Annotated in this window: 24 protein-coding genes and 1 tRNA gene; 16 read left to right on the forward strand and 9 right to left on the reverse strand. The window is 48.7% G+C overall.

Annotation, left to right across the window (positions count from 1 at the left end):
- Nucleotide 1 precedes the first annotated feature (1 nt).
- The 8 genes from DET_RS02200 (at nucleotide 2) to DET_RS02235 (ending at nucleotide 6,527) form a co-directional block, all read left to right on the forward strand.
- Complete coding sequence (locus DET_RS02200; RefSeq protein ID WP_010936177.1) at nucleotides 2-769, forward strand: class I SAM-dependent methyltransferase; 768 nt, start codon at nucleotides 2-4, stop codon at nucleotides 767-769.
- A 1-nt stretch (nucleotide 770) separates the two neighbouring features.
- On the forward strand, nucleotides 771-1,865 hold the full coding sequence (locus DET_RS02205) for an iron-containing alcohol dehydrogenase (protein WP_010936178.1): 1,095 nt from the start codon (nucleotides 771-773) through the stop codon (nucleotides 1,863-1,865).
- Nucleotides 1,849-2,769 (forward strand): prenyltransferase, encoded by a 921-nt coding sequence (locus DET_RS02210; protein ID WP_010936179.1) that lies wholly within the window; start codon nucleotides 1,849-1,851, stop codon nucleotides 2,767-2,769. Before DET_RS02205 ends, DET_RS02210 begins: the two co-directional genes overlap by 17 nt.
- Nucleotides 2,769-3,371 (forward strand): class I SAM-dependent methyltransferase, encoded by a 603-nt coding sequence (locus tag DET_RS02215; protein ID WP_010936180.1) that lies wholly within the window; start codon nucleotides 2,769-2,771, stop codon nucleotides 3,369-3,371. Before DET_RS02210 ends, DET_RS02215 begins: the two co-directional genes overlap by 1 nt.
- Before the next feature lie 113 nt (nucleotides 3,372-3,484).
- Nucleotides 3,485-4,231: a metallophosphoesterase family protein gene (locus DET_RS02220; protein ID WP_234943833.1), complete on the forward strand. Its 747-nt coding sequence runs from the start codon at nucleotides 3,485-3,487 to the stop codon at nucleotides 4,229-4,231.
- 19 nt (nucleotides 4,232-4,250) lie between these two features.
- Nucleotides 4,251-5,126: a 16S rRNA (adenine(1518)-N(6)/adenine(1519)-N(6))-dimethyltransferase RsmA gene (rsmA, locus tag DET_RS02225; protein WP_010936182.1), complete on the forward strand. Its 876-nt coding sequence runs from the start codon at nucleotides 4,251-4,253 to the stop codon at nucleotides 5,124-5,126.
- Nucleotides 5,120-5,974: a 4-(cytidine 5'-diphospho)-2-C-methyl-D-erythritol kinase gene (ispE, locus tag DET_RS02230; RefSeq protein WP_010936183.1), complete on the forward strand. Its 855-nt coding sequence runs from the start codon at nucleotides 5,120-5,122 to the stop codon at nucleotides 5,972-5,974. Before rsmA ends, ispE begins: the two co-directional genes overlap by 7 nt.
- 55 nt (nucleotides 5,975-6,029) lie before the next feature.
- Nucleotides 6,030-6,527, forward strand: a complete 498-nt coding sequence (locus DET_RS02235; protein ID WP_010936184.1) for a rubrerythrin family protein — start codon at nucleotides 6,030-6,032, stop codon at nucleotides 6,525-6,527.
- A gap of 76 nt (nucleotides 6,528-6,603) precedes the next feature.
- On the opposite strand, the gene DET_RS02240 is transcribed toward DET_RS02235, so the two are convergent.
- From DET_RS02240 to DET_RS02250, 3 genes are all read right to left on the reverse strand, one after another.
- Nucleotides 6,604-6,843, reverse strand: a complete 240-nt coding sequence (locus DET_RS02240) for a hypothetical protein (protein WP_010936185.1) — start codon at nucleotides 6,841-6,843, stop codon at nucleotides 6,604-6,606.
- An 84-nt stretch (nucleotides 6,844-6,927) separates the two neighbouring features.
- Nucleotides 6,928-7,737, reverse strand: coding sequence for a potassium channel family protein (locus DET_RS02245; protein ID WP_010936186.1), 810 nt, complete (start codon nucleotides 7,735-7,737; stop codon nucleotides 6,928-6,930).
- A complete protein-coding gene (locus tag DET_RS02250; RefSeq protein ID WP_010936187.1) occupies nucleotides 7,724-8,980 on the reverse strand; it encodes a CCA tRNA nucleotidyltransferase in 1,257 nt (418 codons plus the stop codon). The genes DET_RS02245 and DET_RS02250 overlap by 14 nt, the downstream gene beginning before the upstream one ends.
- A gap of 80 nt (nucleotides 8,981-9,060) precedes the next feature.
- On the opposite strand from DET_RS02250, the gene DET_RS02255 reads away from it, so the two are divergent.
- The 5 genes from DET_RS02255 to DET_RS02275 all read left to right on the forward strand — a co-directional run bounded on the left by DET_RS02255 (nucleotide 9,061) and on the right by DET_RS02275 (nucleotide 12,805).
- A complete protein-coding gene (locus DET_RS02255) occupies nucleotides 9,061-9,978 on the forward strand; it encodes an ABC transporter ATP-binding protein (RefSeq protein WP_010936188.1) in 918 nt (305 codons plus the stop codon).
- Complete coding sequence (locus tag DET_RS02260; protein ID WP_010936189.1) at nucleotides 9,975-10,742, forward strand: ABC transporter permease; 768 nt, start codon at nucleotides 9,975-9,977, stop codon at nucleotides 10,740-10,742. Before DET_RS02255 ends, DET_RS02260 begins: the two co-directional genes overlap by 4 nt.
- A gap of 48 nt (nucleotides 10,743-10,790) precedes the next feature.
- Complete coding sequence (locus DET_RS02265; RefSeq protein WP_010936190.1) at nucleotides 10,791-11,342, forward strand: AAA family ATPase; 552 nt, start codon at nucleotides 10,791-10,793, stop codon at nucleotides 11,340-11,342.
- The gene (locus DET_RS02270) at nucleotides 11,339-11,812 is read left to right on the forward strand and encodes a deoxycytidylate deaminase (RefSeq protein ID WP_010936191.1); all 474 of its coding nucleotides are present in this window, start codon (nucleotides 11,339-11,341) and stop codon (nucleotides 11,810-11,812) included. Before DET_RS02265 ends, DET_RS02270 begins: the two co-directional genes overlap by 4 nt.
- Nucleotides 11,813-11,899: 87 nt before the next feature.
- The gene (locus tag DET_RS02275; protein ID WP_010936192.1) at nucleotides 11,900-12,805 is read left to right on the forward strand and encodes a diacylglycerol/lipid kinase family protein; all 906 of its coding nucleotides are present in this window, start codon (nucleotides 11,900-11,902) and stop codon (nucleotides 12,803-12,805) included.
- Between the two features lie 65 nt (nucleotides 12,806-12,870).
- Here the strand turns inward: DET_RS02275 and DET_RS02280 are convergent, their stop codons facing one another.
- Nucleotides 12,871-13,383 (reverse strand): deoxyuridine 5'-triphosphate nucleotidohydrolase, encoded by a 513-nt coding sequence (locus DET_RS02280; protein ID WP_010936193.1) that lies wholly within the window; start codon nucleotides 13,381-13,383, stop codon nucleotides 12,871-12,873.
- A gap of 214 nt (nucleotides 13,384-13,597) precedes the next feature.
- Between DET_RS02280 and DET_RS02285 the strand changes: the two genes are divergently transcribed.
- Entirely contained in the window at nucleotides 13,598-13,885 is a 288-nt protein-coding gene (locus DET_RS02285) for a zinc-ribbon domain containing protein (protein ID WP_010936194.1), read from the forward strand.
- Nucleotides 13,886-13,967: 82 nt separating this feature from the next.
- Here DET_RS02285 and DET_RS02290 read toward each other — a convergent pair whose 3' ends face one another.
- From DET_RS02290 to DET_RS02315, 5 genes are all read right to left on the reverse strand, one after another.
- Entirely contained in the window at nucleotides 13,968-14,729 is a 762-nt protein-coding gene (locus DET_RS02290; RefSeq protein ID WP_010936195.1) for an amino acid ABC transporter ATP-binding protein, read from the reverse strand.
- Complete coding sequence (locus DET_RS02295) at nucleotides 14,729-15,550, reverse strand: amino acid ABC transporter permease (RefSeq protein WP_010936196.1); 822 nt, start codon at nucleotides 15,548-15,550, stop codon at nucleotides 14,729-14,731. Before DET_RS02295 ends, DET_RS02290 begins: the two co-directional genes overlap by 1 nt.
- Nucleotides 15,551-15,607: 57 nt before the next feature.
- A complete protein-coding gene (locus DET_RS02300) occupies nucleotides 15,608-16,390 on the reverse strand; it encodes a basic amino acid ABC transporter substrate-binding protein (RefSeq protein ID WP_010936197.1) in 783 nt (260 codons plus the stop codon).
- A 202-nt stretch (nucleotides 16,391-16,592) separates the two neighbouring features.
- A complete protein-coding gene (locus DET_RS02305; protein WP_010936199.1) occupies nucleotides 16,593-17,432 on the reverse strand; it encodes a DegV family protein in 840 nt (279 codons plus the stop codon).
- A gap of 388 nt (nucleotides 17,433-17,820) precedes the next feature.
- Nucleotides 17,821-17,896, reverse strand: a tRNA-Met gene (locus DET_RS02315).
- 239 nt (nucleotides 17,897-18,135) lie between these two features.
- Here DET_RS02315 and DET_RS02320 point away from each other — a divergent pair.
- Both DET_RS02320 and DET_RS02325 read left to right on the forward strand, forming a co-directional pair.
- Nucleotides 18,136-19,086, forward strand: a complete 951-nt coding sequence (locus tag DET_RS02320) for a magnesium transporter CorA family protein (RefSeq protein WP_010936201.1) — start codon at nucleotides 18,136-18,138, stop codon at nucleotides 19,084-19,086.
- 21 nt (nucleotides 19,087-19,107) lie between these two features.
- Nucleotides 19,108-19,767, forward strand: coding sequence for a queuosine precursor transporter (locus DET_RS02325; protein ID WP_010936202.1), 660 nt, complete (start codon nucleotides 19,108-19,110; stop codon nucleotides 19,765-19,767).
- The last annotated feature ends 6 nt before the right edge of the window (nucleotides 19,768-19,773 follow it).

Below are 19,773 nucleotides of genomic sequence, written 5' to 3' on the forward strand. Positions count from 1 at the left end.
GATGAGCAGTGTGAATGTAAGCGTAAAAGACCCCGGTTTTGAGTCTGAAGAGGCTCAGGCCCGCAAGCGTTATATGCTCCAGCTGTTTGGCTTTCAGGCCAAACACTATGATTTGCACGATGATATTATAGGTATGGGTATTCACCGCCGCTGGGGCAAAGAGATGGTTTTAGAGATACTGACCTATACCCGCAATATGCCCCAGGTGAAAATGCTGGATTTGGCCTGCGGGACCGGTTTTGTTACCTTTAACACTCTGCGTTACATGAATAATGTGGATATAGACGCCTTTGATATTACCCCCGAAATGGTGGAAGTAGCCAAGGGGCGGCTCAAGAAAAACTACCCTGACCGCAATGTAAAGTTCTGGGTGGGTGATGCCGAGGTACCCTACGGGGATGCCAAGTACGATGTTATCGGCACCTGCTTTGCCTTCCGCAATTTTGCCAACAAAAATCTGGCGGCCTCTAATATTTTTAAAGCACTTAAACCGGGCGGTCTGCTGGTTTTGCAGGATATGACCAAACCCGAAAAACAGCCCTTCCGCGGTATTTACCTGTTTGCCTTGAAAAACTTGATGCCCATCATGGCTCGGATAATAGGCACAGAACGCAAATCAGCCCGGTATCTGGCAAATTCGGTGCTGGCCATGCCCAGTAACGCGGAAATAATGTCTATCCTCCAGAATCAGGGTTTTATAAATATCAAATCCCGCTATCAGAGCGGTGGTATGGGTACACTGACCGTGGCCTATAAGCCGGAGAATTAAAATGGGTAAAGTGGATACACTGGCTTATGACATTGGGAATAACCGTACCCGCCACGTATATATAGGCAGTGACATACTGGGTAGTCTGCCCGAATATGCAAAACAGCTAAATGCGGACAAATTTTTTATAATAACTGATTCCAATCTGGAAAATATTCTAAAAGATAAAATAAAAGATTTGCTTTCCGGGGTGACCGAAACCCACCTGCTGGCTTTCCCGGCCGGTGAAGCCTCAAAAACTCTGTCTACTCTGGAAGACATAGGCTCAAAAATCCTTGACCTCAGGGCTACCAAATCAAGCGTTATCGTCTGTTTGGGGGGTGGGGTAGTAGGGAATCTGGGCGGTCTTACCGCCGCACTCCTTTTCAGGGGTTTGCGCTTTTTCCATATTCCTACCACCATGGTTGCCCAGATAGACAGTGCCATTGGCCAGAAACAGGCCGTTAACTACAAAATGGGTAAAAACCTGTTCGGACAGTATTATGCCCCTGAGTTTGTCTTTATAGATTTTAATTTCCTGCGGACTCTGCCCGAACGCCAGATACGGGCGGGTTTGGCCGAATCTGTAAAACACGGCTTGTGCCAGGAATCCTCCTTTTTTGACTATATAGAAGAACACGCCGGTGATTATTCGCCGGAAGTTATAGATTATATCTCCCGCCATACCATAGAGCTTAAGCTGGAGCTGCTTAAGATTGACCCCTTTGAGGGCAAGCTTGACCCCCAGCTGGAGCTTGGGCATACCATAGGCCATGCGGTAGAGATTATTAAAAACGGCCAGCTTTTGCATGGTGAGTCCATTGCTATCGGCATGGTGGCTGAGGCCGCCCTTTCCTGTGAGATGGGCTATATGAAGCCCGAACTGGCCGCTAAAATAGAGCGTATTTTCAAGAAGCTGGGTTTGCCCACCCGTATTCCGGCGGATGTTCCTCTGGAAGGGGTGCTGGAAGCCCTGCGCTATGATAACAAACGCCGTACTGCCCGTACAGACTTCTTTTTGCTTGAGGATTTTACCCGTTTCCACAAGGAAAATGGTAAAATAGGTACCAAGGTTTCTGAAGAGGTTTTGAAGAAAGTTCTTGAAAGCGCTTACTAGCGAACGTCCGGATTTTCAGGACTGGATACAGGCTGCCCGTCTCAAGTTCCTGCCCCAGGGTGTAATGCCGGTGGTAATAGCCGGCGCTTTGGCTTTTTCTGAAGATACCTTTGACGTAGTCAACTTTGTAGTGGCCTTTTCAGCCGCTGCCGCTGTTCAGATTGGCCTTACCATGTTTAATGACACCCTTGATTATGTTTATGGCACTGATTGCAAACATGCTGATGCCAAAAACCCTTTTTCCGGCGGGAGCGGGGTTTTTACCTGTGGGGTTATAAAGCCCCGCCAGTCCCTCCTGGTTATCTTCTCTCTGTATTTCTTCGCCCTGCTGTGTGCCATTTATATGGCGCTGGATATGGGCTGGGGGGTTATGTGGATTGCCGTTATCGGGGCGGCTATTTCCATACTCTATTCTGCTAAACCCATGCGTCTGGCTTACCATGGCCTGGGTGAGCTGATGATGCTTATCGGTTACGGGCCGGTGCTGACAGCCTGGGGGTATTTTGTGCATACCGGTATGGTTAACCGGGATGTGCTGCTGATAGGTGTTATACCGGGTTTGTGCATGTGGGCAATGATACTTATAAATGAGATACCTGATTATCAGGAAGACCGGGCCGCCGGTAAACGTAACCTGACTTATCGCCTGGGGCCTAAAAATGCCAAAAATCTTTTCAGTATCTCTTTGGCAGGCCTTTACACCTATATACTGGCACTTGTATTTACCGGGGTGATGCCCCCGCTTTCAGCCATATCCTTAGGCGGTATCCCTCTGGCAGTTATGGCTGTCAGGATTGCCCACCGCTATTATAATGACCCCATAAAGGTAGCCATGGCCAATAAATTGATGGTCATAATATATTCGGTCACAACTGCTACGGTGGCCATAGGGATGTTGACATAATGGTAGCCCCCAGTTTTTTTGAAAAAGTTGCCCCGGTATACGAATTTTTAACCCGTATGTTTATGCTGGGTACATTTGAAAGTGCCCGTGACAGAATGCTGAATGAAGATACCTCGGCTTTCAGTGTTCTTGACCTGTGTACCGGTACCGGGTATATTGCCAACAAGATAGAAGCAAAGCGGATTGTAGGTTTAGACCAGTCTGTCCAGATGATGGCCCTTAATGACCGCACCAAACGCCCCAACAAAACTCTGGTACGGGGAAATGCTTACCATCTGCCGTTTGAAGACGGGGAGTTTGAGCGTATTTATTGCTCCAGTGCCAGCCACGAGTTTAAACTCTTCGGTAAAGTACTGGCGGAATGCTTCCGTACCCTGAAGCCCGGCGGTAAGGTGGCTGTTTATGATATTTACCAGCCCAAAAACAAGTTTTATTCCCTGATAGTCAATACTATATACCGTTATCCTGTTGAGCATAATATTATGTGGGTGCATACGCTGGAGGAATGGCGCAAGCTTTTGACCGAAGCCGGTTTTGAGGTAGAGGAGCTGGAAGCTGTGCGGGGGGTATTTGTATTTGTGCGGGCCCGTAAACCTGTTTAAACAGTAAAAAGTTATAGATATATTACAAACAGGCCTTATGCAAGGCCTGTTTTATTTTTCCGCAACAGGTATAGCTAAAAATGGACAGTGGGCACTTAACAAAATAGTACCTTATGGTATCATTAGGTATGCGTTATGCTGTTATGGCGGACATACATGCTAATCTGGAAGCTTTAAATGCCGTTCTGGAAGATGCCGATAAAAGGGGTGCTGCCGGGATATGGTGTTTGGGGGATATTGTAAATTATGGCCCTGACCCGGTGGCCTGTCTGGAAATACTGAAAAGCCGCAAACATCTGGCTGTAGCCGGTAATCATGACCTGGCGGTTGCCGGTAAGATAAACCATTCTCTGTTTGCGCTGGAAGCTGCCCGCGCTCTGGTTTGGACCAGAAACCAGCTGTCCAGCGCGATGATTGATTATCTGGCCTCTTTGCCAGAGGTTGTAGTTGAGGGTGATTTTACCCTGGTGCATGGCAGTCTTCGCCGCCCGGACTGGGAGTATATAAGTACCCCCCAGATTGCGGCTGAAAATTTCGGGCTTATGAGTACCCCTTATTGTCTGGTGGGGCATACCCATATGCCTTATGTCTTTACCCCCGGCCAAAGGGGTATTTGCCGGGGTATGCCGCTTATGGCAGGCAGTATGCAGCCGCTCCGCCAGACCAGTCTGATAATCAACCCCGGCAGTGTCGGCCAGCCCCGGGACGGCAACCCGCAGGCCAGTTACGGTATTTACAACGAAGAAGCCCGTACTTTTTGTCTGTACAGGGTGTCTTATAACATAACGGCTACCCAGAAAAAGATGCAAAAAGCCAAATTGCCCCAGTTTTTGTCAGCACGATTGAGCAAAGGGAGCTAAATCCCTATAATAGGGGTACATGGAGAAAGACGCACCTCTGGCAGCTACTGGTACCCCTTCACTTATGGCTCAGGCCAAAGAGATGATGGAGGGCTATACCCTCAGGGCCCGCAAAGGGCTGGGGCAGCATTTCCTGATAAGCCAGGGCGTGCTTAACAAAATACTACTGGCTGCAGATTTGAAACCCACGGATACGGTTATTGAAGTGGGGCCGGGGCTTGGAGTGCTTACCGAAGAACTCATTAAAAGGGCCGGGCAGGTTATAGCGGTAGAACTGGATGACAAGCTGGTAACTGCCTTGACCGAAAAATTTAAAGCCTATCCTAATTTCAGGATTATCCATTCAGATATACTTAAAACCAGCCCGGCGGAAATACTGGGTCAAAATATTCCCTATAAGCTGGTGGCCAATCTTCCGTATTACATAACCTCAGCCGTACTTCGCCAGTTTCTGGAAGCTGAGGCCAAGCCGGAACTTATGGTGGTCATGGTACAAAAAGAGGTGGCCAAAAATATGGTCGCCCAAACAGGGGACATGGGTCTTTTAACCCTGAGTGTGCGTTTTTACGGCAACCCTTCGCTGGTATCAGTAGTGCCGGGCGGGGCTTTTTATCCTCCGCCGGAAGTGGATTCGGCTATTGTAAAGGTAGCTATCCCCCAGGCAGCCATTATGCAGGGGGTGTCTGAGGCTGATTTTTTTAAACTGGCCAGAGCCGGTTTCGGCACCCGCCGTAAAACCCTTCTTAACGCTCTGGCACAGGGACTGGGTGTATCCAAGCAGAGTGTACTGGCACTGCTGAACAGGGCAGGCATAGAACCCGCCCGCCGGGCAGAGACCTTGAGTATGGAGGAGTGGAAAATGTTATGCCTGGTGTACACGGAGAACCCATGCTGACACTGCTGGCTCCGGCCAAAGTCAACCTTAGTCTGGAAGTCCTCTACCGCCGGAATGACGGGTACCATGAGCTGCGGAGTATTATTCAGTCACTCAGCTTATGTGACCGCCTGTCTTTCAGCCCGGCCAAAACAGTGCAAATAAGCTCAGACAGCCCGGATTGGCAGGCTGAACATAGCTTGGTTTCCAAAGCTGTGGCCTTATTTAGTGAAAAGTGCGGGCAGGGACGCGGGGTAAACCTGACTATAGCCAAGCGTATTCCCCTGGTTTCGGGGTTGGGGGGAGACAGTTCCTGTGCGGCGGCTGTTTTAAAAGGGCTTAACAAGCTGTGGGGGTGCGGTTATCCGCGCTGGCGGCTTATGGAACTGGGGGCAGAGCTGGGTTCTGACGTGCCGTTTTTCATGATGGGCGGTACGGCTATGATGGAAGGACGTGGAGAAACCGTAACCCCCCTGCCCACTCTCAATCAAATGTGGGCGGTTTTGCTGGTTCCTGAAATAGAAATGCCGCCGGATAAAACTGCCGCTCTCTACCGTAATCTGCATGCAGATAGCTTTAGCAGCGGGGAAATAAGCGATAAACTGCTGGAAGATATATGTCAGGGTAAGCTAAGCTACAGTTCGTGTTTCAATGTATTTGAAAAAATAGCCTTCACCCTTTTCCCTGATTTGGCCAAATACCGCTGGCAATTTCTGGAAGCCGGGGCTTACCAGATATTTTTAGCCGGAGCAGGCCCGACCCTCTTTACCCTGCTTAAAGATAAAAATATGGCTGAGAAGATATACCATAATCTGTGCCAGAAGGGGCATCAGGCTTATCTGGTATCCACTTTAGGGCCACTGGATTGATGGGTGGCATAGAGGTATCATATAAATATCATTCAAATATCAGGGAGGTGTTTTGATGTCCAGTTCCGAAAATCTGTCGGCTGCTTTTGCCGGTGAAAGCCAGGCCAACCGTAAATATCTGTTTTTTGCTGATAAAGCTGAGAAAGAGGGTTTTGCTCACGTAGCCCGTTTATTCAGGGCTGCAGCCGAGGCAGAAACTGTCCATGCCCGAAACCACCTTAATGCTCTGAAAGGGGTGGGTGATACTGCGGCTAATCTCTCAGCGGCGGTTGAGGGTGAGAGTTATGAATTTACCAGTATGTATCCGCCTTTTATCAAAGAAGCTGAGGCCGAAGGAAATTCAGCAGCCTTGCTTAGTTTTAACCACGCCAACAAGGTAGAGAAAATTCATCACGGGCTTTTTGAAAAAGCACTGGAAGAAGTAAAGTCCGGTGTCAAAGCCCCGGACCAGGTATACTATGTATGTCAGGTTTGCGGTAATACCGTGCTGGGTGAGGCTCCTGCCCGCTGTCCCATCTGCGGGGCACCCGCCTCCAGTTTCAAGGCTGTCTAGGAAAATCTTTCTTACAAAACCAGGGGGGCAGATATCTGCCCCCTTTTGTATTTTCAGGACTGCTTTTGTGCTAAGGTCAGGTAAGAAAAATATCCTCCGGTTTGGCTGCAAATTCCTGCCCGCAGATACTGCAGCAGAAAAGTACCCGCTCTACTTCGTTATCTTTGCGGTCAATGCGGGCTACTGTTCCGTCTCCGCCGTCCTTGGGGCAGGTGGCACAGAGTATATATCTGAACCCGGTTTCGGGGTCACGGCTGGAGACCAGTCCCTGGGATAAAAGCTTGTTGGTTAGCGCCAAATCCTTTTTTATCTGCATATCATAGTTTCCCCTCTTTGTTTGTTCATTTAGTATATACTCCTAGAGACATTTAGGGTATCCCCGGAATTAGACTAAGGGCTTTTAGTGTTTTGGTATTTCCTGCCCGCAGACGGGGCAGATGTGTTCGTTCAGTTCCTTTTTCCTGCGGAATTCTTCCAGCAGCCCAGCGGATAAAATGGCGGTCGGCAAAGCGAAGACAGCCAGCCCCAGTACAGCGATAACACTCCCCAGAAATTTCCCCAGTGCGGTGATGGGGTAAATATCACCGTAACCTACCGTAGTCATGGTCATAACAGACCACCACATGGCATCAGGTATATTTTTAAACACTTCCGGCTGAGCCGGGTTTTCCACGAAGTACATCAGGCTGGAAGTAATAATAACCAGCAGCAAAATAATGGAAAAAGATATTATCAGGGCTTCTCTGCGTTCGCGGAGTACGTTTAGAATCATGTGGGAGGTTTCGTTGAAGCGCTTCAGATGGCTTAAGCGGAATAACCGCAGGAGCCGCAGGGTTCTCAAGAAACGCAGGTCTACGCGTATAAGGAACGGCAGGTAGAAGGGCAGGATAGCCAGTAAATCCATCAGCACCAGCGGGGATAAGGCAAAGCGTATCCGTCCGGTAAAAGGGTGCGAATACTTCGGCTCAACGGTACAGCTCCACACCCGCAAAATATATTCCAGGCTGAATACTGTCACTGAAAATATTTCAAAACTATGAAGCAGGGTATGATAATCACGTGCAATGGTATCTACCGAACCGAGTATAACCGCCAGCACATTTAAACAGATAAGGCTGATGATAAACCAGCTGATAAACTTGCGGGGCTGGCTTTCAAAGCCAAAGGTCAGCAGGTCGTGCACCTTTTTCATAGTATCATGACTGGTCATCTGCTTGTCTCCGTTTTACATAATCTATTTCATCTGCCCGGCTGGTTAGCTGGCCGTCAAGCTTCAAAAAGAGCAGTTCTCTTAGTATAGTTTGGATAGCCGGGCCGGGTGTAAATCCGAGGGCAATCAGGTCTGCTCCTTTTAAATGCGGCTTTATATTTGAAAGTTCTTCCTCAAAAAGTGAGATATTTTGCCTGACCAGAGGGTTGTCTGACGCTATATAAAAACTCTGCCGGGCTTCTTTCCGGCACTTTACCAGTATCTTGTACAAATGGCTGGGTCTAAGGCCGGTTTTTTCCAGTTCGGGTAGATTTTCAGCCAGATACCGGTAATCACCCAGACAGCCGGTAATATATTTACCGGGGTTAAGCCCGGTTACCAGGTTTTCTGCCTGAAGTTTATTCAGACGGGCAGAGAGCAGGCAGTAATATATTACCCTGGGTATACATGTGCCGTATATTTTTCTGGCTTCGGCAAATTTTCCCACCAGCCAGCCATCAGCCTTTACACCCGGCAGGCTGTATCTGAGGACGCCTGTTTCCTCTGCTTTCAGGAAGATATTTTCAGGTTTGGCTTCTTCCAAAACACATTCTATCTCATAACGCAATCTGTCAGCACCTATCAGCGGAATTAGCTGCATATCACGCTTAAGCAGGGCAAGAGTCTCAGCCGAAATATCAAAACCGAGCCGCTCCGAGTAACGCAAAGCCCGCCAGATGCGGCTGGGGTCATCCTGGAAGCTCTTCGGATGGAGTACGCTAAGTTTACCCTGTTTCAGGTCTGTAAGCCCGTCATAGGGGTCTACAAGGCAGCCGGAATTCTGTTGGCTAAGGCTTATGGCCATGGCGTTTATTTTGAAATCCCGGCGAAACAAATCTGCCTTGATATCGCCTGCGCCTACTTCCGGCAGTTTGCCGGGAGCGGGGTAAACTTCGCTTCGGGCGGTAGTAATATCCAGTTTGAAGCCGTTTATATCTGCCGAAAGGTTACCGAAGCGGTGGTGCAGGGTGGTTTTGTATGAAGTGCCCTGAAGCAGGTCTTGTCCGAACCGGATAGCGTTTGCGGTAATTACCAGGTCTGCATCTTTGGGGGTTTTGTCCAGCAGGCAGTCCCGTACCAGCCCGCCCACCAGATAAAGAGATGCCTCTTGGCTGGCGGCCAGTTCAGCTGCCGCCAGGATAAGCCGGTTTATTTCCGGCGGCAGGCGGTTTTTTAAAAAACTTCTCAGTTTTTCAGTGTTCATTTAAAGCCAATTATAGCACAGCTTCCTGCCTGATTTTATTGCCGAGATGAGCAGTTACTGGTATCATTTTAAGTAATTTTATGAGTACTCCTGCTATCAAAGTTTCCAATCTGGTTAAAAGGTACAAAGACTGCACTGCTCTGGACGGGCTGAACCTGGAGATAGAGCAGGGAGAGTGCTTTGGCCTTTTAGGGCCGAACGGAGCGGGTAAAACCACTCTGGTACGCATACTGACTTCACTTACTCCCTCAGATTCGGGTAAAGTGGAGGTGATGGGGCTTGACCTGGCAGACCACCTGAGGCAGATAAAGGCCATGTTCGGGGTAATACCCCAGCTGGACAATCTGGATTCTGAGCTTTCGGTAACTGAAAATCTGGTTACCTTCGCCCGTTTCTTTGATATAAAAGCAGCTGATGCCCGCCGAAGAGCCTCTGAGATACTGCATCTTTTTAAATTGGAACAAAAGGCTAATTCCGAGGTGAAGGCCCTTTCGGGCGGTATGCGGCGGCGTTTGCTGCTGGCCAGGGGGCTTATGAATAACCCCGGCATTATTATTCTGGACGAACCTTCGGTTGGTCTTGACCCCCAGTCCAAATATCTGGTCTGGCAGAAGCTGAAGGAATTAAAAGCCGGCGGAATAACCCAGCTCCTTACCACCCAGAATATGGATGAAGCGGCGGTGCTGTGTGACCGGATAGCCATAATGCATCAGGGCAGAGTGCTGGACATGGATACCCCCAAGGGGCTGGTGGACAATCATGTAGGTCACTGCCTTATGGAGATAGAAGTCCGCCCGGGTGAACATGAGGCCATCACAGCTGAGTGTATGCGGCGGAGGCTGGATTTTGAAGATTCCGGCCTTATTATCCAGGTGTTCCGCTGCGGCGAGGATAGCCTGCTTGATGAACTTAAGGCCCTTGGCTGGAATGTATGGCAGCGGATAGGCACACTGGAAGACGTATTTTTGCGTCTGACCGGGAAGGGGCTGGTGGAATGAACTGGCCTACCTACCGCGCCTTTTATATGTGGCTTCGGAACTACGATGTTTTTATCCGTTTGTTCTGGTCTATAGCTCCGGGGTTTATTATTGAGCCGGTAGTGCTGCTGGTGGCTTTGGGGTTTGGCTTCGGGTCATTTATAGGGGATATAAACGGCCAGCCGTATATGGAGTTTATAATACCGGGTGTTATTGCCAGCTACGCCATGACCAGCGCTACCTTTGAATGTACCTATAACGTCTTTTTCCGTATGGACTTCCGAAAAACCTATGACTCCATACTGGCTACCCCTATGAATATAAGTGACGTGGTAACCGGGGAGGTTTTATGGGGAGCTACCCGCTCCATCATAACAGCCTGCATTATCCTGCTGGTGGCGGCCCTGTTCGGTGTCATCCATTCGCCGCTGGCTCTGCTGGCGCCTGTTTTTGCGGTGCTGGAAGGTATCATGTTTGCCAGTATGGGTGTTTTCTTTGCTTCTATAGTCCCCTCTGTTTACAGTTTTAATTATTATTTTACCCTGTTTATCGGCCCGATGACTTTTTTCAGCGGGGCTTTTTTCCCGGTCTCCAGCTTTCCGGAGACGGTTCAGGTTATTTCAAATATTGTGCCTCTTACCCCGGCGGTCAGCCTTATACGGGGGGCGGTCAGTGGTGACTTTGCGGGGGTAAATGTGGTAATCTCGTTGCTGGCGGTTATCGGGGTGTCAGCCGCCTTTTATATAGCTACCCTGTTCAGCATGAAACGCCGGGTTATGGAATAACCCTTTAGGTAGTCTGGAGTTTTTGGATAATATACAAAGGAGCGGTAGATGAAGGTAATTGCCCTGGTGGGCATGCCGGGGGCGGGTAAGACCGAGGCCTCGCGTATGTTCAGTAAAAACGGTTTTATACGGATACGTTTCGGAGACATTACTGATGAGAAACTTCGGGAGCTTGGGCTGCCCCTGAACGAGGAAAATGAACGCAAGGTGCGGGAATCGCTCCGTAAGCAGTACGGCATGGAGGCTTATGCGGTGCTGAACCTTAGCCGTATTGATGAAAACCTGAAGAAAGACAACGTGGTGGTAGACGGGCTGTATTCGTGGGAAGAGTACAAGTTTTTAAAGAGCTACTATAAAGACAAGCTGATAGTCCTTGCCATTTCTTCTTCACCCGCCACCCGGTATTCCCGTTTGTGCGAAAGGGCAGACCGCCCTTTGAATTATGAAAATGCCGTTTCCCGTGATTACTCTGAAATAGAAAATATAAACAAGGCCGGGCCGATTGTCATGGCGGATATTACCCTTCTTAACGAACTGGATTTAAAAGATATGGAAAAACAGGTAAAGAAGCTTAGCTTGGAACTGCGGGCAGACGTATGAGCCGCCCGAATGCAGACGAATATTTCCTTAAGATAGCGGCGGTGGTTGCCGAACGTTCTACCTGTGTCCGCCATCATGTCGGGGCGGTAGCCGTAAAGGATAAACATATTCTCTCCACCGGTTACAACGGGGCACCGGCCGGTCTGACAGACTGTCTGGAACTGGGCTGCCTGCGTAATCAGAACGGCATACCATCGGGTACCCGCCATGAGATTTGCCGGGCAGTCCATGCCGAACAAAATGTTATTATCCAGGCGGCTTTGCATGGCACCAGTCTGGAAGGGGCAACAGTATATGCCACCCATACCCCCTGTGTGCTGTGTGCCAAAATGCTGACCAATGCCCGTATCAAACGCTACGTCAGCTACGGCAAATACGCAGATGATTCATTTATAGATATGTTCAAACAGGCGGGGATAGAGGTAGTTATAAAAGACCGCCCCCCCGGCATAGTAGAATATCTGGACTAAGAAGTATCAAAAATGGTCAAAAATTCGGAATAGCCAAAACGGTATTGCAGTGTTATAATTAGTGCATATCAATGTGAGTTAAAGTATTTGGTAGCAAAAGTAATAGTTAACCCGGTGGCGGGGGCAAAGTCCACTGAACAAAAATGGCCGCATATCAGCAGGCTTATGTGTGATATGGGCTTTTCTTATGATTTTCAGTACACCGAAAGCCAGGGGCACGCTATTGAGATTGCCCGTGATGCCGCCTTAAACGGTTATCCTTATCTGGTAGCGGTGGGCGGTGACGGCACTATTAACGAAGTAGTTAACGGTATTCTGACCGCCAGCCATGACCAAAAAACCCTGATGGGGGTGGTGGATACCGGCACCGGCAATGATTTTGTGCGTTCGCTGGGCCTTGACGGTAATTATCTCCATTCCTGCCAGCATTTGCTCAGCCCCAAGCACACTTTGGTGGATGCCGGTCTGGTAACGTTTCAAAAAGACGGCCGTCAGGTCAGCCGCTTCTTTGTAAACGGAGCAGGGGTGGGCTTTGATGCCGAGGTGGCAGCTACGACCGAACATATGCCTAAAGCTCTGGGCGGCACTATCCCCTTTGTCATGGCTCTGGCAAAAACCCTGCTTGGATACCGTAATAAAACTGTAGATATAGGGCTGGATGAAGATAACTATACCCGGCGTGTTTTAAGCGTGATTGTAGCCAACGGCAGTTATTTCGGCGGCGGCATGAAGGTAGCCCCGTCCGCCCTTATTACTGACAGCCGGTTTGATGTTATCACTCTGGGTGACGTAAACAAGCTGGAAATCCTGCAAACCTTCCCCAAAATCTACAAGGGTACTCATATTACCCATCCCAAGGTAAAAACCGAACACGCCCGTTTTGTGAGTATTAGTTCTGAAGAGGGGCTGTATCTTCAGGCAGATGGGGAGCTTTTAGGTAAAACCCCGGCAACCTTTGAGGTCTTGCCTCAGGCACTTACCATGGTTTTCTAGATTCGCCCCTGCTGTTTTTCTCTTTCACTAAAAACCGGGACTATCTGTCTTGTTCTCTGTTTATGCTAGCTTTTATTTTCGTTCTGATAAATGCCGCAGTAGCCGCCGGTTTCGGCATTCAGCTTGAAAAATACCAGCTGAATCAGGCGGGTATTCCGTTCCAGTATCAGCCCGGCTGGATTATAGACCACCAGCAAAGACTCACTCCGGCCGGAATAACCGGCATCCCATACCGCTGTATTGACGGTGCAGCCGCTGCGCAAAAGTGATGAGCGGGGAGTAGCCAGGGCCATCACGTCTTTGGGAATGTTTACTACTTCGTTGTATACCACAGAGTAGATGCCGGGCATCAGCTTTATCTGGTTATTGCAGTCAAATTCAAGGGGATTATTTGAGGGCAGTTTACGGCGGGCATTGTCTGTGGGCAAAACGCCTTCGCCTTCCAGAGTGCGTACCTGTTTCAGGCTCAGGTCAAATCCGTTCGGCTGCAGCTGGTTTTCCAAATCAGGGTAATTTTCCAGCAGGGGTTTGGCTGACTTTATAAGACGGAGTATTTCTTCTCTGGCTAAGGCCGTCATTGGCGTTTCTCCCGTATATTTTTTTAAGTGAATTTAACACAATACAGGCACTTCGGCAAATTTATTTTGGCGTTAACATAAAAAAGCACTTGACACTGCGCTACTATTTATTGTATACGTATTAAAGCTAGCTTGGTTCCGAGGCGGTTAATTGGGAGTCTGTGTCCATAGACTGCGCTGGAAACAAAGCAATTTATATCAAGGAGGTGCAGTCATGGCACAGGACAAAACTTTGGTCTGTCGTGATTGCGGCAATGAGTTCATTTTTACCGCCGGTGAGCAGGAGTTTTATGCTTCCCGCGGCCTGAAAAATGAACCCAAACGCTGTCCCGCATGTCGTTCCGCCCGCCGCTCTGAAAACAGGGGTGAAGGTGGTGAAAGAAGGACATATGAAGTAGTGTGTGCCGCGTGTGGCGTTCAGACAACCGTTCCTTTTGAGCCTACTGAGGGCCGCCCGGTTTATTGCAAAGACTGTTACGCTAAAACAAAAGAAAGCGAATAGTCTCCCTTTTATCCCGGTAAAATTAAATCAGACTCATGCTTGCAAGGGTTTCTTACAAGTGTGAGTCTGTGTTTTTTTATATCTAGGAGTTGTGCAGGATTTTAGACAGGAAGAGCTTGGTTCTTTCGTGCTTGGGGTTGGTGAAAAATTCGTCCGGTGCGGCACTCTCCACTATCAGGCCTTCGTCCATAAAAATCACCCTGTCAGCCGCCGCTCTGGCAAAGCCCATTTCGTGAGATACCACCACCATAGTCATACCCTCTTTGGCCAGAGTGGTCATCACGTCCAGGACTTCTTTTATCATCTCCGGGTCAAGGGCGGAAGTAGGCTCGTCAAAGAGCATTATCTGGGGGTTCATGGCTAAGGCTCTGGCTATGGCGACCCGCTGCTGCTGGCCGCCTGAAAGCTGAACGGGGAAGGCATGGGCCTTGTCCGGTATGCCCACTTTTTTAAGCAAATCTGCCGCAATCTCGGCCGCTTCCTCTTTAGTGCGTTTGCGCACCTGGCACTGGGCAAGGGTGATATTATCAATGACCTTCAGGTGGGAAAAGAGGTTGAATGACTGGAAAACCATGCCTACCTCACGGCGGACATGATTGATATTTTCGGTGCTGTCCAGGGGGATGCCGTCTACGGTTATTTTGCCGGAGTCATATTCTTCCAGCCGGTTTATGCATCTGAGCAGGGTAGATTTACCCGAACCCGAAGGGCCGATAATCACCACTACTTCGCCCCGTTTGATATCAAGGCTGACCCCGCGCAGGGCCTTTACCCGTCCAAAATGCTTCTGGACGTTTTCAATCTTGATAATAGGTTGTTCGGCTGCGGTCTGTTTTTTATTCATTATCTTGAAAACGCAGTTTTCTTTTCTATGTAGTTTATCAGACGGCTGGACAGGAGTGTCAGTATCAGGTAGAGCAGGCCAATCATAGTCCAGACTTCAATAGGATTGAAATTGGTTGCGGTAAATTCACGCCCCAGCCTTACCATGTCAGCTACGGCTACAGTGGATACCAAAGAAGTATCCTTGAGCAGGGCGATAAATTCATTGCCCATAGGGGGCAGAACCACCCTGAGTGCCTGCGGCAGTATCACATACCTCATGGCCTGGGTATGGCTCATACCAAGGCTGCGGGCCGCTTCCATTTGCCCTTTGGGTATGCTCTGGATACCCGCCCGGTAAATTTCGCTCATGTATGCCCCGTAGCAGAAGGTCATACCCCAGATAGCCATCACAATGGGGTTTGCCTGATAATTCATCATCGGCCCGAAATTCAGGCCTTGCCCTATGCTTTGAATTATGACCGGGAAGGCGAAATACCACCAGATTAGCTGCACCAGCAAAGGAATGCCGCGTACTATTTCAACATAAAATGTAGCCAGTCCGCGCAAAATGGTGTTTTTGGATAAACGCCCTAAAGCGCCGAACATGCCCAGGATAAGCATCAGGAAATAAGATACAACAGCCACCAGGACCGTTATGCCGATACCTACCCATACGTATTTGAAAATATCCAGAAAAGGGTCAGGCTGAAACAGCATAAGGCCGCCGGTCAGGACAAAAACACCGGCTACCAGCCACCACCAGGGGTCCATCCGGCTGGACGGTTCAGCCCCCGGTATCAAATTCATTTTTTCAGATTGTTTAAGCTTGTCTTCTGCCATTGCTCCATACAAGAGAGGGGGGCTTTTAGAAAAGCCCCCCTCGGTGTTCTTTACTGCTTAGGGATTTAAGTTCCACTTAGCTACCAGTTGGTCAAAGGTGCCGTCAGCTATGACGGCTGCCAGACCCTGGTTAATTCTGGCCAGTATTTCTGTTTGGCCTTTGGCTACCGAGATTCCGTAAAATTCGTCAGTGAAAGCCGTGCCCACTTTTTTGATTTTGTCAGGGTTGGCATTTACATAATCTATGGCAACGGGGGTATCACAGATAACGGCGTCAATCTGGCCGTTCATAAGGTCCTGGAAAGCCAGGCCGATTTCATCGTACGATTTAACGGTGGCACCCTCTATTTTCTGGGCTTCTATAAACCCGGTGGTTCCGGTCTGGGCTGCAACCTTTTTACCGGTGAGGTCGTTATGGCTCAGGATAGTGGTATTGTTTTTCTGTACACAGACCATCTGGCCGGCGTTGAAATAGGGGTCTGAAAAGAGCCATTTTTCAGCCCGTTCGGCGTTTATGGTAATTGAAGAAATGGCTACTTTGTACTGGCCGGTAGCCAGACCTGCCAGCAGAGCATCCCAAGCCACATTCTGGAAAGTAACTTCCAGGTTGCCCTTTTCGGCAATGGCTTTCATCAGGTCTATGTCAAAACCTTCTATGGCGTGAGTTTGTTCATTAACATACTCAAAAGGCGGCCAGGTGGCATCGGTTACTACCGTAACCTGTATTTTGGCAGTGCTGTCATCATTGTCATCGGTGTCGTCAGTGGAGCTTTGGCAGCCTGAAAACAGCAATGCGCCCGACAGGATAAGGGACATAAGGATAGTACTTAAGCGCTTCATCTTTCCTCCTAGATTTATTAAAGCCTGATTTAGAGCTTTACAATTAACGCAGATTAAAAAGATTGCGAACAAAGTCTACAATATTTATGTCCGTGTGTCCATGTTTTTGGAGTTTGATTTGAAAAAATAATGCCCGGCCGGGAGTTATTTGCATCTGAAAACCGCCCGGCAGAGGGCATTTGTGATTAAATTTTAGTGGCCTTTATTTTGAACGGGTAGCCACAAAGAGGGTACCCGGACCGGCGTGTACACCTAAGGCCGCTCCCAGTCTGGATATTATTATCTGTTTACGCGGGAAAAACTCTGCCAGACGGTCTGCCAAGGCAACGGCTTCATCCGGGGTAGTAGTATAAACCACTGACAGGGCGGCCAGATTTTTTACCCCGGCCGTAAATTCAGCCAGTTTGTCCATACCTTTACTCCGGCTGCGTACCTGTCCGGCAGGCAAAAGCTCGCCTTCACCCACAACCAGCACCGGCTTTACCGAAAGGAGCGCCCCCAGCAGGGCTTTGGATTTGCCTATACGCCCGCCCAGAGCCAGGTATTTGAGAGTATCAAAAAAGCCCATCATCTGGACTTTGTCTACGGCGCTGCGTACGGTATCGGCTACTTCGTTCAGGCTTTTGCCGGAAGAAGCTTCTTCTGCTGCCAGCAGACCCAGCAGTCCCAGCCCCATGGAGACCGAGCGGGAATCTATAACTTCTATAGGTGGGGCATCATTGCCCAGCAGTTTTTTGGCCTGGACAGCGGAGTCATATGTGCCGGAAAGTTTGGAAGAGATATGTACCGAGACAATTCCATCACAGTCCTGTGCCAGTTTCTGGTATACATCTATAAAGTCCTGGGGTGAGGGTTGTGAAGTATTGGGGTGAACTGTTGAGGTCTGGAGTTTTTCAAAAAACTGGTCCTGGGTTATTTCCACCCCGTCTTTCAGGGCTTTTTCTCCGAAGCGTACATACAGGGGGACTATGGTTATTCCCAGAGATTCTGCCAGTTGGGGAGGTATATCTGCTGTGCTGTCTGTTACAATCTTGATTGCCATATTAAATCTTCCTCCGATAATTACCCTGATGCTGTCTGGTATATTCCGGAAAATCCCCGGGGAGTGTACCCGCCTTAGACCATCTGACCTCCTTGGGGTGCTTACTGTATCTGCCTGGCAGCTGTAATAACGGGGTAAATTTTATAATGTTTACAGTTTCTTATAAAATATAAAAAAAGTCAAATTTAGACATAATCAGGCCCTTGCAGGCGGGTTTTTGAAAAAACACACAAGTTTGGAAGATGCTGCCGGAAAAAATGGCTGTGTATTATGACGGCAGGGATATGCCAAAATGAAAAGGGCAGTCCAGATGTCGGGTAAACAGGGTATGACTGAAATATGAAGTGATGAAATGGCAGAATGAAAATAAGCCTGGGGGGAAAATAATTGGTGGCAGCGGGTAGAATTTGAACTACCGACCAAGGGCTTATGAGTCCCCTGCTCTGCCACTGAGCTACGCTGCCACTAAAAAGGTATTGTAAAATCTGCAAGGAGTATTTGTCAAATAACCCAAAGTAAAGCATAAGGCAGGGCTAAACAGCGGGCAAAGGTGTTTAAGGGTATTTGCGGTCAAAATCTGGCAAATACGTAAGCTGGAAAAGCATAGGGCTTTTAAAATGTACCGAAAAGTGTTAGATTTTGGTGTTGTTTTAGCGTTTTATGCTAAAATAGCAGCGTTGCGAATAAACTTTGGGGGCGTAGCATGGCGCTGACTCAAGTTAAAAATAATACTTCCAATATAGAATCCATTACCTATGGCAAACTTACCTGGATAAATATTGAGAATCCCCAAGAGCCTGACACCGAGTATCTGGCGGCGAACTATCCTTTCCACCCGCTGGACCTTGATGATGTGCTCTCACGCCGTCAGCGGCCCAAGATTGACGAATACAAAGAATACCTTTTCTTTGTGCTTCACTTTCCTTTTTACAATAAGGAACTGCGGACAACCGTGCCGGCTCAGCTTTCGGTATTTATCGGGGAGAATTATATTATCACCCTGCATTCCGGTAACCTGAAACCGCTGGTCAAGCTGTACCGGGAGATGGAGCTGGATGAGGATGCCCGCCCCGAATATTTCAGCCACGGTTCAGGCTTTTTGATGTACCGCATTGTAGACCGGCTGGTAGACTACTGTCTGCCTATTACCGTAAAGCTGCTGGACAACCTGGAAGAAGTGGAAGATACCATTTTTACCGGCTCCGGCAGTGACCTTAACATTGTCAAAGATATTGCCCTGCTGCGCAGGGATATTATTGCCAACCGCCGGATTATCTGGCCGATGAGGGCAGTTATCGGCTGTCTGGAGAATAAGCTCAGGAAATTTATCAATCAGGATATGTCTGTTTATTTCGGAGATATGACAGACCATATGGATAAAGTATGGGATACTCTGGACGAAACCAAAGAAGTTATTGAGGGTCTAAGCTCTACTTTTGACTCCATGTCTTCCCACCGGACTAACCGTGCCATGCGGATTTTAACCATTGTGGCTACCATTTTACTCCCGTTCACTATGGTAGCCAGCATCTTCGGCATGAATATTCCCTTGCCTTTCCAGAATTCGGAAAATGCCATTTACTTTGTGGCGGTTATTACGGCTATTATTGTGGGTTTTATGCTGTATATGTTCCGCCGGATACGCCTTATTTAATTCTGCCGGAGAAAAGTTATTATGAATGTTTCCAGCCGTCTGCTTGTTGTCAGTGGTTTGTATATTACCTGCCTTATCACCGCTAACCTTATAGCGGTGAAAATTATTGCCCTGGGGGATATATTTCTGCCGGCGGCGGTTATAGTCTTTCCGTTCAGCTATATCTTCGGGGATGTCCTGACCGAGGTTTACGGTTTCCACTGGGCAAGGCGGATTATCTGGCTGGGCTTTATCTGCAACCTTATTTTTGTGGTCTTTGTGGCTTTGGGTCAGGTACTGCCGGGTGCGCCCTTCTGGGAAGGGCAGGGGGCCTATGAGACCATACTGGGTTATACCCCGCGGATTTTGCTGGCATCTTTCCTGGGGTATCTGGTGGGTGAGTTTGTAAACTCATTTATAATGGCCAAGCTGAAGCTGCGGACACAAGGGCGTTACCTTTGGGTGCGTACTATAGGCTCTACTCTGGCCGGGCAGGGGCTGGATACTTCCATATTTATTCTGGTGGCTTTTCTGGGTACGCCGGCATTTGTGCCGATGATGATACTCTATCACTGGGGTTCAAAGGTTATTATTGAAGCAGCGGCTACACCTCTTACTTACAAGCTGGTGAATTATCTGAAAAAAGCTGAAAAAAGTGACTACTTTGATACATCTACCAATTTCAGCCCTTTCCGGCTCTAGATAATG

It is taken from the genome of Dehalococcoides mccartyi 195 (assembly GCF_000011905.1).
GTDB lineage: Bacteria > Chloroflexota > Dehalococcoidia > Dehalococcoidales > Dehalococcoidaceae > Dehalococcoides > Dehalococcoides mccartyi.